This is a genomic window from Ruegeria sp. HKCCA5426 (assembly GCF_013034585.1).
In the GTDB taxonomy this organism is placed as follows: Bacteria; Pseudomonadota; Alphaproteobacteria; order Rhodobacterales; family Rhodobacteraceae; genus Ruegeria.
This window is the reverse complement of sequence record NZ_WQGH01000007.1, coordinates 26828-39831: the sequence shown is the minus strand read 5'-3', so window position 1 is coordinate 39831 and position 13004 is coordinate 26828. Positions and strand designations below refer to the sequence as shown.

General features: G+C 58.5%; 15 protein-coding genes and 1 riboswitch. Of the genes, 3 read left to right on the top strand and 12 right to left on the bottom strand.

The window, feature by feature from the left end; all coding sequences use genetic code 11:
- Positions 1-94 precede the first annotated feature (94 nt).
- The 6 genes from dxs to GOV87_RS12845 form a co-directional block, all read right to left on the bottom strand.
- The gene (gene dxs / locus GOV87_RS12870; protein WP_171212057.1) at positions 95-2023 is read right to left on the bottom strand and encodes a 1-deoxy-D-xylulose-5-phosphate synthase; all 1929 of its coding nucleotides are present in this window, start codon (positions 2021-2023) and stop codon (positions 95-97) included.
- Between the two features lie 16 nt (positions 2024-2039).
- Complete coding sequence (locus GOV87_RS12865; RefSeq protein WP_171212056.1) at positions 2040-2906, bottom strand: polyprenyl synthetase family protein; 867 nt, start codon at positions 2904-2906, stop codon at positions 2040-2042.
- A complete protein-coding gene (locus GOV87_RS12860; protein ID WP_171123978.1) occupies positions 2907-3149 on the bottom strand; it encodes an exodeoxyribonuclease VII small subunit in 243 nt (80 codons plus the stop codon).
- Entirely contained in the window at positions 3146-4072 is a 927-nt protein-coding gene (locus GOV87_RS12855) for a histone deacetylase family protein (protein WP_171212055.1), read from the bottom strand. Before GOV87_RS12855 ends, GOV87_RS12860 begins: the two co-directional genes overlap by 4 nt.
- 69 nt (positions 4073-4141) lie before the next feature.
- Positions 4142-4843, bottom strand: coding sequence for a response regulator (locus tag GOV87_RS12850; RefSeq protein WP_171123982.1), 702 nt, complete (start codon positions 4841-4843; stop codon positions 4142-4144).
- Entirely contained in the window at positions 4840-5352 is a 513-nt protein-coding gene (locus GOV87_RS12845) for a MarR family winged helix-turn-helix transcriptional regulator (protein WP_171123984.1), read from the bottom strand. The genes GOV87_RS12850 and GOV87_RS12845 overlap by 4 nt, the downstream gene beginning before the upstream one ends.
- 160 nt (positions 5353-5512) lie before the next feature.
- Between GOV87_RS12845 and GOV87_RS12840 the strand changes: the two genes are divergently transcribed.
- Positions 5513-6379, top strand: coding sequence for a branched-chain amino acid aminotransferase (locus GOV87_RS12840; RefSeq protein ID WP_171212054.1), 867 nt, complete (start codon positions 5513-5515; stop codon positions 6377-6379).
- A gap of 237 nt (positions 6380-6616) precedes the next feature.
- Here the strand turns inward: GOV87_RS12840 and cobO are convergent, their stop codons facing one another.
- The 5 genes from cobO to GOV87_RS12815 all read right to left on the bottom strand — a co-directional run bounded on the left by cobO (position 6617) and on the right by GOV87_RS12815 (position 10584).
- On the bottom strand, positions 6617-7216 hold the full coding sequence (cobO, locus tag GOV87_RS12835; protein WP_171212053.1) for a cob(I)yrinic acid a,c-diamide adenosyltransferase: 600 nt from the start codon (positions 7214-7216) through the stop codon (positions 6617-6619).
- 58 nt (positions 7217-7274) lie between these two features.
- Positions 7275-8210: a DMT family transporter gene (locus GOV87_RS12830; RefSeq protein ID WP_171212052.1), complete on the bottom strand. Its 936-nt coding sequence runs from the start codon at positions 8208-8210 to the stop codon at positions 7275-7277.
- Between the two features lie 32 nt (positions 8211-8242).
- Positions 8243-8917, bottom strand: coding sequence for an HD domain-containing protein (locus tag GOV87_RS12825; protein ID WP_171212051.1), 675 nt, complete (start codon positions 8915-8917; stop codon positions 8243-8245).
- Positions 8901-10001, bottom strand: a complete 1101-nt coding sequence (aroC, locus tag GOV87_RS12820; RefSeq protein WP_171212050.1) for a chorismate synthase — start codon at positions 9999-10001, stop codon at positions 8901-8903. Before aroC ends, GOV87_RS12825 begins: the two co-directional genes overlap by 17 nt.
- Positions 10002-10143: 142 nt before the next feature.
- Complete coding sequence (locus GOV87_RS12815) at positions 10144-10584, bottom strand: 6,7-dimethyl-8-ribityllumazine synthase (protein WP_171212049.1); 441 nt, start codon at positions 10582-10584, stop codon at positions 10144-10146.
- 68 nt (positions 10585-10652) lie between these two features.
- Positions 10653-10803, bottom strand: a riboswitch (FMN riboswitch).
- Between the two features lie 55 nt (positions 10804-10858).
- Here GOV87_RS12815 and GOV87_RS12810 point away from each other — a divergent pair.
- Positions 10859-11470: an FMN-binding negative transcriptional regulator gene (locus GOV87_RS12810; RefSeq protein WP_171123999.1), complete on the top strand. Its 612-nt coding sequence runs from the start codon at positions 10859-10861 to the stop codon at positions 11468-11470.
- Positions 11471-11482: 12 nt separating this feature from the next.
- Here GOV87_RS12810 and GOV87_RS12805 read toward each other — a convergent pair whose 3' ends face one another.
- Positions 11483-11926, bottom strand: coding sequence for a cytochrome c family protein (locus GOV87_RS12805; protein ID WP_171212048.1), 444 nt, complete (start codon positions 11924-11926; stop codon positions 11483-11485).
- A gap of 487 nt (positions 11927-12413) precedes the next feature.
- Here GOV87_RS12805 and petA point away from each other — a divergent pair, with 487 nt between their 5' ends.
- Positions 12414-12998: a ubiquinol-cytochrome c reductase iron-sulfur subunit gene (petA, locus tag GOV87_RS12800; RefSeq protein WP_171124003.1), complete on the top strand. Its 585-nt coding sequence runs from the start codon at positions 12414-12416 to the stop codon at positions 12996-12998.
- Positions 12999-13004 lie beyond the last annotated feature (6 nt).

The window sequence follows — 13004 nt, the reverse complement described above, 5'->3', positions numbered from 1 at the left end:
TCTGCGCGAGGTGGTCAGATTTACTGACGCCTTGCGGGCGAATTGAACCGGGGCCCGAAAGCTCCGGTTTTTTCTGTTTTTCTGTTTGGCGTGGTCAGGCGCGCTTTTCACCGATTGTTGTCACGCCCAGCACCGAAAGCACCTTGGCTTCGATCTGTTCCGCGTTCATTCCTGCCACGGCATACATATCCGCCGGGCTTGCCTGATCAATAAAGATATCAGGCAGGACCATCGACCGATATTTCAGGCCGTGATCGAAGACGCCTTCGTCGGCCAGCAACTGCGCCACATGAGAGCCGAAACCGCCAATCGCACCCTCTTCGATGGTGATCAGCGCCTCGTGATTGGCCGCAAGGTCCAGGATAAGGTCACGGTCCAAAGGCTTGGCGAACCGGGCGTCCGCAATTGTCGGTGTGATCCCGCGCGCTGACAAAGCCTCAGCCGCTTTTTGCACTTCGGCCAATCGGGTGCCGAATGACAATAGTGCCACCCGCGCCCCTTTTTGGATCATACGTCCTTTGCCGATTTCCAGAACCTCGCCCCGTTCAGGCAGGTCAACCCCGACCCCTTCACCACGCGGATAGCGGAATGCGATTGGCCCGTCGTCATGAGCCGCTGCCGTGGCAACCATGTGCACCAGTTCGGCTTCGTCCGCGGCGGCCATGACCGTCATACCGGGAAGATTGGCGAGGTAGGCAATGTCGAATGACCCTGCATGGGTCGCCCCGTCTGCCCCTACAAGGCCCGCCCGGTCAATCGCGAACCGCACCGGAAGGCGCTGAATGGTCACGTCATGCACGACCTGGTCATAACCGCGCTGCAAAAAAGTCGAATACATCGCGCAGAAGGGCTTCATCCCGCCTGCAGCCAGCGCGGCAGCAAAGGTTACGCCGTGCTGTTCGGCTATCGCCACGTCAAAGCAGCGCGAGGGGTAGCGTTCGGCAAACAGGTTCAGGCCGGTTCCATCCGGCATCGCGGCAGTGACGGCAACGATCTTGTCGTCCCGCGCGGCCTCATCCACCAGCGTGTTGCCAAAGACCGAGGTATAAGACGGCGCGTTTGACGGTGCTTTCTTCTGTTTTCCGGTCACGACATCAAACTTGGCCGTTGCATGGCCCTTGTCGCGGGCTTGCTCTGCCGGGGCGTATCCCTTGCCCTTTTTGGTCAGCACATGGATCAGGATCGGGCCAGTCGCGCGCGCTTTGACCGTGCGTAGAACTGGCAGCAACTGGTCCATATCGTGACCATCAAGCGGGCCGATATAGGAAAACCCCAACTCCTCGAACAAGGTGCCGCCGACTGCCATGCCCTTGAGCATTTCCTTGGCTCGTTTCGCGCCCTCGCGGAAAGGCTCTGGCAGCAGAGAAACAGCACCTTTTGCCGCCGCTTTCAGATCGTGAAACGGAGCCTCGGCATAAATTCGAGACAGGTAATTTGACAGCGCGCCGACCGGGGGGGCGATGCTCATCTCGTTGTCGTTGAGGATCACGATCAGGCGTTTCTTAAGGTGGCCCGCATTGTTCATCGCCTCGAACGCCATGCCCGCCGACATCGAACCGTCGCCGATCACAGCAATTGCGTCGCCCAATCCTTCGGGCGTGACACCGCCCAGATCGCGCGCGACCGAGAACCCGAGTGCCGCACTGATCGAGGTCGAGCTATGCGCCGCGCCAAACGGGTCATATGGACTTTCGCTGCGCTTGGTGAAGCCGCTCAACCCGTCTTTCATGCGCAAAGTCCGGATACGGTCGCGCCGTTCGGTTAGGATTTTATGCGGATAGCACTGATGCCCAACGTCCCAGATGATCTTGTCGCGCGGTGTATCGAACACGGCGTGCAGCGCTGTGGTCAGTTCCACCACACCCAGCCCTGCTCCCAAATGCCCGCCCGTGACCGAAACGGCCGAGATCGTTTCCGCTCGCAGTTCATCCGCAACCTGACGTAGCTGCGCGTCCGAGAACTGCTTCAGGTCCGCGGGGCGGCTCACGAGGTCCAGCAAGGGCGTGTTCGGGCGATCTGACATTTGGCGCGTTCCTGGCTTAGCTGTCCCGGGCAATAACGAAGCGCGCGGCGTCCTTCAAGGTTTCCGCGGTTGACCCATAGCCTTCAAGTGCGTCGCAGGCCCGATCCACCAGCTCGGCCGCCCGGCTTTTGGCGGTATCCAGACCCAGCAGCGACACAAAAGTTGCCTTGCCTGCCTCTGTATCCTTTTGAAGACGCTTTCCGGCGATTGCCGCGTCTCCTTCAATATCCAAGATGTCGTCAGCGATCTGAAAAGCAAGTCCGAGATCCCGCGCGTATCGGCGCAGGGGTTCGGGATCCGCGCCAGCCAAACGCGCACCGGCGCAGGCTGACCATTCTATCAATGCACCGGTCTTGCCAGCCTGAAGCCGGGTAATCTGATCCAGCGATAATGGCGATTTCGCGGTTTCCGCAGCAATGTCAAGCGCCTGACCCAGCACCATGCCCTGCGCACCGCTTGCCTTGGCCAAAGTCAGTACCAATTCTGCGCGGGCCTCGGCCGATCCGACCTCGGGTCGGGCGCACAGCTCAAATGCTAGCGTCTGCAATGCATCCCCGGCCAAAACCGCCGTTCCCTCATCCCATTTCACATGGACCGTCGGACGCCCCCGGCGCAGATCATCGTCATCCATGCAAGGTAGATCATCGTGAACCAGCGAATAGGCGTGCAGCGCTTCTATCCCCGTTGCGGGCCAAATGGCCTGCGCCGGGTCCACACCGTGCAGCCGCGCGCTTTCCAGAACAAGAAATCCACGCAGCCTCTTGCCGCCTTCGGTGGCATACGCCATCGCATGGGTCACATCCAGATCATCCAGCCCGCCCAGAACCAGATCGAACTGCTTCTGAATCCGCGCGGCATCCCGTGCCAGAATGTCCTGAAACATTTACAGGCCTTCGACAGGAGTCGTCCCGGTTGGTTGACCGTCCGCATCCAGCGTGATCGCGGCCACCTTTTCTTCAGCCCGCTTCAACTCGTCCTCGCAGCGCTTTTTCAAGGCGGCACCACGCTCATACAAGGCAATGGACTGATCCAACGCCACATCGCCGCGTTCAAGTTGACCAACAACGGCCTCAAGCTCTTTCATCGCTTGCTCAAATGTCATCTGATCTACAGGGGTATCGGTCATCGGGCTGCCTTCATCAATTCTTCCACATGGGCACGTGTGGCCTCGGCCAGTGCGTTCAGATCATACCCGCCTTCCAGAGTCGAGACGATACGCCCGTTACAACACTCATCAGCGATCTTGCACAGCTCGGCCGTGATCCACGCAAAATCGCTGGTCGACCAGTTAAGCTCTGCCAAAGGATCATCCTGATGCGCATCGAAACCCGCCGAGATGATGATCAGTTCTGGCTTGAATGCCCGTAGCCGCGGGAAGGCTTGGGCTTCGTAGGCTGCGCGCATCTCTGCTCCGCCGGACCGAGGCGGCAGCGGAATATTCAAAACCGTATCGTAGGCTCCGGTTTCATCAGGACGTCCCGTACCGGGCCACAACGGCATCTGCTGGCTGGTTATGACCAGAGCACGCGCCTCATCCCACAGTAAGTCCTGCGTGCCATTTCCGTGGTGCACATCGAAATCCACCACTGCCACGCGTTTCAACCCGTGGTGATCCAGCGCATGTTTGGCAGCCAGCGCCGCATTGCCGAACAGACAAAACCCCATCGCCGTCTCGGTCTCGGCGTGGTGCCCCGGCGGACGGATTGCGCAAAATGCATTCGGAGAGTCACCGCCCAGAACAAGGTCGACCGCCCGAACAACAGCACCAGCCGCACGATACGCCGCATCCACCGATCCCGGAGACATGAAAGTGTCGCCGTCAATCTGCCTGTATCCTTCAGTCGGGCGGCTGCTGCGGATACTCCGTATGTGGCTTTCGGGGTGAATGCGCAGCAGGTCATCATCCGCGGCAAGCGGAGCCGTCCTTCGGTCCAAATCCAGCGATTCCAGCGCATGAAGAACATGCTCAAGCCGCGCGACCCGTTCGGGATGTCCGTCCGGGGTCATATGTTCAAGGCAATCCGCGTGGGTTAAAAGAGCAGTCTTCATCAGGATCCGATCTTCATCTGGCTAAAAATATCCTCGCCGAAGGCATAAAATCGCCGCGCAGCGGCAAAATCAATCCGGGGCCAACATATAACCCGCCCCACGGACTGTCTGCAGATAGCGGGGTTGCTTTGGGTCCTGTTCGATCTTGCGTCGCAGCCGGGTGATCTGAACATCCACTGCGCGTTCCTGTGCCTGCCCCTTGTCGCGGCCCAGATCTTCGACCAGCTTGGCGCGGCTTATAGGTTCTCCGGGCTGCGCCGAGAAAATCTTCATCAACTGACTTTCGGTTGCGGTCAGACGAACTGGGTCTTCGCCCTGCCACATCTCGCCGCGCTCCACGTCGTACCGGATCGGCCCAAGGATCAGGATTTTGCTTGCCGTTTCCTGTGCAGGTGTTTCGGGCATCCGCCGCAAAATTGCGTTGATGCGCAACAACAGCTCCTTCGGCTCGAACGGTTTGGCCAGATAGTCGTCGGCCCCGGCCTCAAGCCCCGCAATCCGGTGTTCGGTTTCACCGCGCGCCGTCAACAGCAGGATCGGGGTTGCGTGTGTCTCTCGCAGCGCCTTGGTCAGGCTGACGCCGTCTTCTCCGGGCATCATGACATCCAGAACGATCATGTCGAAATCCAGGCCTGACAAGACCCGCCGCGCATGGGCGGCGTCCCGCGCGGCTGTGACAAGAAAACCGTTCCGCATCAAAAACTTCTTGAGCAGATCACGAATGCGCTCGTCATCGTCAACAATCAGCAGATGGGCGTCCATATCGCTCATGAGGTGGTATCCCGCAGTTTCTTATAGGCATGACGCATATCAGCATCCATCATCGCTTCAAGCACTTTGCGAAAACCTGAAACGGCCTCGGGGCCGGCGTCCTTATAGGCGGCGCGCATCCGTACGCGTTGGGCTTCGGACAATCTGGCTTCCAGCTCCTCTCCCTTATCGGTTAAGAATAGGTGTCTTTCACGTTTGTCCACTGTTCCAACGCGACTTTCCACCAGACCATCGTCAATCAGGGTGCGCAGGACGCGGTTCAAGGACTGTTTGGTAACACCGAGAATCGCCAGCAGGTTATTTACGGTCGTCCCCGGTGCTCGGTTGATAAAGTGGATGGCCCGGTGATGCGCGCGGCCATAGGCCAGCTCTGACAGGATGCGGTCCGGGTCCGCTGTGAAGCCGCGATAAGCGAAGAACATGGCTTCGATACCCTGCCGCAGTTGTTCATCCGTCAGAAACAACAGGCTTTCACCGCCAAAGACCTGGGCGGGACGTGTGTCGGACATATCATGCCTCATTGGTTACTCAAGGCCGAGTTTATGTCAGCGTTATTGACATTCCAAGAGTGGACAGGTATCGAATCGCAGTTTTTGCGCAACATTATGTCCGCTTCGGACTTAATTAGCGCAATAATTGAAAAACCAAGCCCGATTCAGGAGGTTGCGCATGGCAGGGTATGACGATCGTGACGGTGTCATCTGGTTGGATGGTGAACTGGTGCCATGGCGCGATGCCAAGGTCCACATCCTGACGCATGCAATGCACTACGCCTCGTCCGTCTTTGAAGGTGAGCGTGCCTATAACGGTAAGATTTTCAAAAGCCGTGAGCATTCAGAACGTCTGATCGCCTCGGCCGAGGCGCTGGATATCCCGATGCCGTATACGGTCGATCAGATCGAAGCCGCAAAGGAAGAGGCGTTGAAAGCCAGCGGGTTGCAGGACGCCTATATCCGGGCGCTGGTCTGGCGCGGGTCAGGTGATGACATGGGCGTGGCATCGGCCAAGAACCCAGTACGTATGGCCGTGGCTGTGTGGCCATGGGGGGCATATTACGGCGATGCCAAGATGCAGGGTGCCAAGCTGGATATCGCTGAATGGAAACGCCCCAGCCCCGAAACCATCCCGGTTCACGCCAAGGCTGCGGGTCTGTACATGATCTGCACCATCTCCAAGCACAAGGCCGAGGCCAAGGGCTGTTCGGACGCATTGTTCATGGATTACCGGGGCTATGTCGCCGAAGCGACCGGTGCCAACGTGTTTTTCGTCAAAGATGGCGAGGTTCACACACCGTTGGCCGATTGCTTCCTGAACGGCATCACTCGTCAGACCGTGATCCAGATGCTGAAAGACAAGGGCATTAAGGTTCACGAACGCCACATCATGCCCGAAGAGATGGCTGATTTTGAACAATGCTGGCTGACAGGCACAGCCGCCGAGGTCACCCCGGTTGGTCAGATCGGCGACTACACGTTCGAAGTCGGGGACATCACGCGCGAGATTGCACAGGATTACGAGTCGCTTGTACGCGCGTGATCTGAAAAACCTGAAAGAACCAAAACCCTCGCTACTGCGGGGGTTTTTCTTTGCCCACGGTTAGAGGTCTGGTGCAGATCACCCCTTTGGTTGGGCGGTTTTGCAAGTGAGCGTTCGATCAATTCGCTCTGATGCTGAACTGTGGTTCGTCACGCTGAACCCCAAGCCCAAAGCGATCTGATCGAAACCTTGCATTCCCCCGGCCAGTGGTCGGGGGCTGCAATGCGGTTCTAATCCTCAGAAATCCACGCCGCGCTGGGCTTTTATCCCAGCTTGGAACGGGTGTTTTTCTTCGGTCATTTCCGTCACCAGATCTGCATAGTCGCGCAGGGCTTGCGGTGCGTCCCGGCCAGTCAGAAATACGCTGGTCTTGTCTGATCGCGCGTTCAGCCCATCAATCACTTGCTCGACTGACAAATATTCATACCGCAAGGCGATGTTGATTTCGTCCAGAACCACAAGGTCATAGTCACCGCTGGCCATCAGCGCCCGTGCCTTGTCAAACGCGGCATTGGCAGCGGCGATGTCGCGTTCACGATCTTGCGTATCCCAGGTAAAGCCCTCACCCATTGTGTGCCAGGTTACCAAATCGCGCTCTTCAAAAAAGCGACGCTCGCCGGTTTTCCACTTTCCCTTGATAAATTGCACCACGGCGACTTTCTGACCCCATCCGAGCGCGCGGATGACAACTCCGAAGGCGGCAGATGACTTGCCTTTGCCTTTGCCTGTGTTGATCAGCACCAAGCCGCGCCCGGGATCGACGGCCTCGGACACCTTTTTGCGGTGCTTTGCCTGCACCTTTTGCATCTTTTCCTTGTGATTTTCTGCGTCGCTCATCTTGGGGCCCTTATCTGATGTTGGACCCAAATTAGGTGAAGTTCGAAAAAGGTAAAGATCAGGCTTTGGGATCTGTCGCCTGACGCGCCTTTTCGCGTCCAATCCCAAGTTGGCGCTCGCGCAAGATGACGACCACATTACCGGCGATCACAAGCGCGGCCCCGCCCAGCATTACCAGCGTCGGCAGTTCATCGAACCAGATATACCCGATCAATACGGCAAATAGCATCGTGGTATAGTCATAGGGCGCAAGCATTGAGGCCTGTCCGAACTTGTAGGACGTGGTCACCAGAATCTGCGCGACCCCGCCGGTTAAGCCCATAACGATCAGTATTAGTGTCTGTTCCAGCGTTGGCATCGTCCACCCCCAAAAGGCGGTTAACGCAGACAGAAGGGTAGCCGTCAGCGAGAAATAGAAGACGACTGCCGCAGGATGGTCCACTTGAACTAATTGTCGGATATGTATTTGGACAAAGGCCCGCGCCATGGTCGACGCCAACACGCACAGCGCCCCGATTGTGGCGGCCGTGTCCATGTTGTTGCCGCCCAGACGCGGCCAGATCATGATCAGAACCCCCAGCAGTCCCAAAGCCACGGCGCCGATGCGGATCATGCGAATGCGCTCGCCCAGCATGATCGCGGCCAGAATCAGGGTGAAGATCGGGGTGGCGTAGCCAATGGCCGTAACCTCGGGCAACGGAAGCAGGCTGAGGCCAGTAAAAGTCAGCCCCATGGCGCTGGTGCCCAAAACACCGCGCCAGAAGTGGCCCATGGGCTTTTTGACCACAAGGCCTTGCGAAAGCTCTCCGCGCCAGGCCAGCCAGCCTATGATGACCGGCACGGCAAAGAGCGAGCGAAAAAACACCATTTCTCCGGGTGGGAAGGTGTCAGACAAGGCTTTGACCAGGGCCTGCATCGACGTGAACAGAACCAGGGCGCTGAGTTTCAGCGCCACAGCCAGAAGTGGTTTGTTTGACGTTAGGGGGTCAGCCATCGGCGCGACCCTGCGCCTTTGGCGGGCAAAGATCAACGTGTGGAATTTAGTTGCGACCAGTCCGACGGAAGCGGATGGCCGATTTCCTCGGCGAATTCTGTCAGGAAGCGGATCATGCGTTCGGCCCGTTTTCGGGCAAGGGCCTTACCGCGTTCCGTAAGCATATCTGCCGGAAGTTTCAGTAACTTGACCTTCCAGTGGTCGACCGAGAAATGCAGATCATCCAGTGACCGGGATTCTGCAAATGGATCTGCCGGATCGTAGAGTGACCGCCCCAAGGCGCCTGAAACCGAGAAGTTGCGCGCAACACCGATGGCCCCCAGCGCATCCAGCCTGTCGGCGTCGCGCAGAATACAGGCTTCTGCGGTTTCAGGGGGGATACTTGCGGAAAAACTATGGGCTGCAATGGCGTGTCGCGTGGCTTTGATTTCCTCGGGCGTATAGCCGAAATTGTCCAGTATAGGCTCTGATTCTTCAGCGGACCGACGGGACGCAAGGTGGCGATCCGGGTCGTTCTTGGGCAGGTTGACCAGATCGTGCAAATAGCTGGCCGCCAGCAGGACGCGCATATTGGTTGTTTCGTCCGAAATGGCCTGCGCGTTCACCCAGACACGGTCCAGATGCGCCAGATCATGCGCCGGGTCGGTCTCCATGCGTTGCACGACAATGCCGCGCAACCGGTGGCGCAGATCAGCCGATATGTCCACGGTTCTCGCCAATCTGACCGCGATGCAGAAGTAAATGGTCCAGGATCACGCAGGCCATCATCGCCTCGCCCACAGGCACCGCACGGATGCCGACACAGGGGTCGTGGCGGCCCTTGGTGATGATTTCGGTCTCTTCGCCCGACTTGTTGATCGTCTTGCGCGTGGTCAGGATCGACGAAGTGGGTTTGACTGCAAACCGCACCACGATGTCCTGACCGGTCGAGATGCCGCCCAATATGCCGCCCGCGTGGTTTGAACTGTATTGCGGGCCGTTCTGACCCATGAAGATCTCATCGGCATTGGCCTCACCCGTCAGTTCGGCGGCGGCCATACCCTCGCCGATCTCGACCCCTTTGACGGCGTTGATCGACATCATCGCGGCGGCCAGATCAGTGTCTAACTTGGCATAAACCGGTGCGCCGATCCCAGCGGGAACGCCGCGCGCCACCACCTCGACAATTGCACCGACCGAGTTGCCGGACTTGCGCAGATCGTCCAGATAGGCTGCCCAATCGTCAGCAGCTTGGGCATCGGGGGTCCAGAACGGGTTCTGTTCAATCTGCGACCAGTCGAAATTGGTACGGTCGATTTTGTGTGGGCCGATCTGGGTCATGTAGCCGGTGATCTGCACGTTGGGCGCGATCTGTTTGATCGCCTCGCGCGCCAGCCCTCCGGCCGCGACCCGCGATGCGGTTTCGCGAGCCGAGCTGCGCCCACCGCCGCGATAGTCGCGGATGCCGTATTTCTGCCAATAGGTGATATCGGCGTGACCCGGACGGAACTTGTCCATGATGTCGCCGTAGTCCTTGGAGCGTTGATCGGTATTCTCGATCATCAACTGTACGGGCGTTCCAGTGGTTTGGCCTTCGAACACGCCGGACAGGATTTTCACTTGATCCGGCTCGCGCCTTTGCGTGGTGAATTTGTTCTGCCCCGGCTTCCGCTTGTCCAGCCAGTGCTGGATCATAGTTTCGTCAATGGTGACCCCCGGAGGGCACCCGTCCACTGTCGCCCCCAATGCGGGGCCATGGCTTTCACCCCAGGTGGTGACGCGGAAGAGGTGTCCAAAGCTGTTCATCGACATGGGGCGTGCTCCTTTGAGGGTTGTGATTAGCGGGGAGAGCCTTGGGCCTCAAGCGGATTTGCGTTTGGAGCGCGGGGAGGGGGCGCTGCCCCCATCGCGGCAAGCCGCGATTCCCCCGAAGTATTTTTGAACAGAAGAAGGGTCAGGCCGGTTCTAAAAGTGCAGCGCGGGTTTTACTGATTTTGAGCGCGGCTTGCGCTGCCTCGCGGCCCTTTTCCACGAAATGCGCGCGGTAGATCGCATTGTGGTGGTCTGTTTCCTGATATTGGTGCGGCGTCAGCGAGACTGACAGGACAGGAACGCCCGTGTCCAGCCCGGCGCGCATGAGGCCGTCGACTACGGCTTGCGCCACGAAGTCGTGCCGGTAGATACCGCCATCCACCACGAAAGCGGCGCAGGCGATGGCGGCATATTTGCCGGTTTGGGCCAGGTCGCGGGCCAGCAACGGCATCTCGAACGCGCCGGGCACGTCGAAGACTTCAATCTGATCAGCGGGGATAAGCTGTTGGAATCCTTCCAGCGCTTGATCGACAATATCGGAATGCCAGTTGGCTTTGACGAAAGCATAGCGGGTGTGTGTCATTGTGATCTCCTTCGTAAACAGACACGTCACCCAAGGCGATCACGAGCAGCCGCGCCAATTGGCGCGCTGCACGTTCTCTTCCATCCGGACTGTAACCGTCGGCTCTGGTTTCTCACCAGATCTGCTTGTCACCCCGAAGATTCCGGGGCCGCTCGCGGGCTTACGGGTCATGGCCCGCATACCGCCGGTGGGGAATTCCGCCCCGCCCTGAGAACGAGGCAGACCTTGCCAAGGACCAAGCGAATCTGCAAGTCGTTCCGTCAGGAGAGATGCCATGCACCCAAATCCGGCTTTCCGCGCCGAAGACCGTACCCGCCACATCAACTTTGCCCGTGACCGGGCCTTTGGGGTTTTGGCGCTGTCCACTGATGACGCACCCCTGATCAGCCATGTGCCGTTTTTGCTGAGTTCCGATGGTTCAATGGTCGAACTGCATTTGGTGCGGTCGAATCCGATCCTGCGCACCCTAACCGCCCCGCGCGCTGGGCGTATCGCGGTATCCGGGCCGGATGGGTATATTTCTCCGGATTGGTACGGTCTGGCAGATCAGGTTCCTACATGGAACTATGTCGCCGTGCATCTGACTGGGCGGATTGAAAAGCGCCCTCAGGCCGAGTTGCGGGGTCTTTTGGACCGACAATCGGCCTTTTATGAAGAGCGGCTTTTACCCAAGCCCGCATGGACCGCTGACAAGATGTCGCCCGATGCGCTGGATCGCATGCTAAGGATGATCGTGCCCTGCCGGATGTATGTCGACGATATTCAGGGAACCTGGAAGCTGAACCAGAACAAACCCGACGAGGCGCGCGAAGCGGCGGCTGAACGGGTTGAAGGCGGGCTCGGCGTAGAGTTGGGATGGCTGGCCACGCTGATGCGCGACGCGTGACCAGACCAGGGGTTAGTTGGAGAAAGTCGCGAGATAGGCCGCGATATCTTCAGCACCTTCCTTCAGCTTGATGCTCATGTTGGGGCGCGCTTTTTCGTCGTTCAGGAAATCCTGAATGAAACCGATCGGGTCTTTGGAGTAGGCTGCGATGTTCTCTTCGGTCCAGATCAAGCCTTCCTGACCGGATCGGATCATGTCATCGGTGAAAAGACCAACGGGCAGCCGTTCGCTTCCGTTCAGGTAATCGTTCTCGGTTCCTGCTGCCCGGCCCACAACGCCATAGAGATTCGGACCCGTGATGCCACCTTTGACCAGAACTTCGCCGTCCTTGATTATCGCGTGACAGGACGCACAGCGAAAATAGAGTGTCTCGCCCCGCGCCGGGTCACCGGCAGCTAAGGCTTGAGTCGACGCAAGCAGCGCAAAGGTCAGAATGGGTACAGATAGGTTTGGCATGAAAGGCGTCCTGTTAACGGTGGCTTTTCCCTGCGCCTTTAGACATTCGCGTAAAAAGTGCAATCGAAATAGCGTGTTTCTAGGTCTGCTAAAAATATCTATTTTTGATCTGATATTTATGGCGCGAGAAATCACGCAAAAGTAGAAATTTTTGTGGCAAATCCTGGCTTAAACTTTGCAATTCGACGTGGGGCGCCGCGGATTCGGTACCCTTGCGCATATCGGTTGTCAGCGCGCCCTGTTGATCCGAATCACATACCGGCGAACGCATGACGATCAACGGGAGTCCTGCCAAAAATCCCCCCGAGGCTTGAAAATTCAGGGTTACGTTGTGACATGAATGCCCAGATGCGGCGTAGTGCGCGCCTATGACCGCTGGACGAACCGATTTCTCCCGGATAGATAGCCGCGATGAGACGCCGCTTTAATGCGGTGCTGATGCATGTTTGCCCGGTATCCTCCGGGCGCCGGAATCGGAGAAAACCTCGTGTCCCACGCAGAAGACCACGAAGGCACCCGCAGAGATTTCCTCTACTACGTCGCTGGCGGCGCAGGTGTCGTTGCGACGGGTGCAGCCGTATGGCCCCTGATCAACCAAATGAACCCCTCGGCAGACGTTCAGGCGCTGTCCTCGATCCGTGTGGACGTAAGCGGCGTTGAGCCGGGGACACAGCTGACTGTCAAGTGGCTGGGTAAACCCGTCTTTATCCGTCACCGTACCGGTGCCGAGATCCAAGAGGCGAAGGAACAGGACGCCGAAGGCGTTGATTCGCTGCCCGATCCGCTGGCACGCAACTTCAACCAACCGGCCGATGCGCCAGCGACGGACGCAAACCGCGTGATGCCCTCGCCCGAGGGCGAGGCACCCGGTGCGTGGCTGGTTCAGATGGGCGTCTGTACACACCTTGGCTGTGTGCCGCTGGGCGATGCCGGTGACTTTGGCGGTTGGTTCTGCCCCTGCCACGGTTCGCACTACGACCTTGCCGGTCGTATCCGCAAAGGCCCCGCGCCTGAAAACCTGCCTGTCCCGCCCGCTGAGTGGACGGACAACAGCACCATCAAACTCGGCTAAGGGAGA

What these genes read in the sequence shown, in the direction of transcription:
- GOV87_RS12830 (WP_171212052.1), bottom strand. Translation starts at nt 8,210, where the DNA reads ATGGCTGACCCCCTAACGTCAAACAAACCACTTCTGGCTGTGGCGCTG.
- GOV87_RS12805 (WP_171212048.1), bottom strand. Translation starts at nt 11,926, where the DNA reads ATGCCAAACCTATCTGTACCCATTCTGACCTTTGCGCTGCTTGCGTCG.
- dxs (WP_171212057.1), bottom strand. Translation starts at nt 2,023, where the DNA reads ATGTCAGATCGCCCGAACACGCCCTTGCTGGACCTCGTGAGCCGCCCC.
- aroC (WP_171212050.1), bottom strand. Translation starts at nt 10,001, where the DNA reads ATGTCGATGAACAGCTTTGGACACCTCTTCCGCGTCACCACCTGGGGT.
- GOV87_RS12865 (WP_171212056.1), bottom strand. Translation starts at nt 2,906, where the DNA reads ATGTTTCAGGACATTCTGGCACGGGATGCCGCGCGGATTCAGAAGCAG.
- GOV87_RS12810 (WP_171123999.1), top strand. Translation starts at nt 10,859, where the DNA reads ATGCACCCAAATCCGGCTTTCCGCGCCGAAGACCGTACCCGCCACATC.
- GOV87_RS12855 (WP_171212055.1), bottom strand. Translation starts at nt 4,072, where the DNA reads ATGAAGACTGCTCTTTTAACCCACGCGGATTGCCTTGAACATATGACC.
- cobO (WP_171212053.1), bottom strand. Translation starts at nt 7,216, where the DNA reads ATGAGCGACGCAGAAAATCACAAGGAAAAGATGCAAAAGGTGCAGGCA.
- GOV87_RS12860 (WP_171123978.1), bottom strand. Translation starts at nt 3,149, where the DNA reads ATGACCGATACCCCTGTAGATCAGATGACATTTGAGCAAGCGATGAAA.
- GOV87_RS12840 (WP_171212054.1), top strand. Translation starts at nt 5,513, where the DNA reads ATGGCAGGGTATGACGATCGTGACGGTGTCATCTGGTTGGATGGTGAA.
- GOV87_RS12850 (WP_171123982.1), bottom strand. Translation starts at nt 4,843, where the DNA reads ATGAGCGATATGGACGCCCATCTGCTGATTGTTGACGATGACGAGCGC.
- GOV87_RS12845 (WP_171123984.1), bottom strand. Translation starts at nt 5,352, where the DNA reads ATGTCCGACACACGTCCCGCCCAGGTCTTTGGCGGTGAAAGCCTGTTG.
- GOV87_RS12815 (WP_171212049.1), bottom strand. Translation starts at nt 10,584, where the DNA reads ATGACACACACCCGCTATGCTTTCGTCAAAGCCAACTGGCATTCCGAT.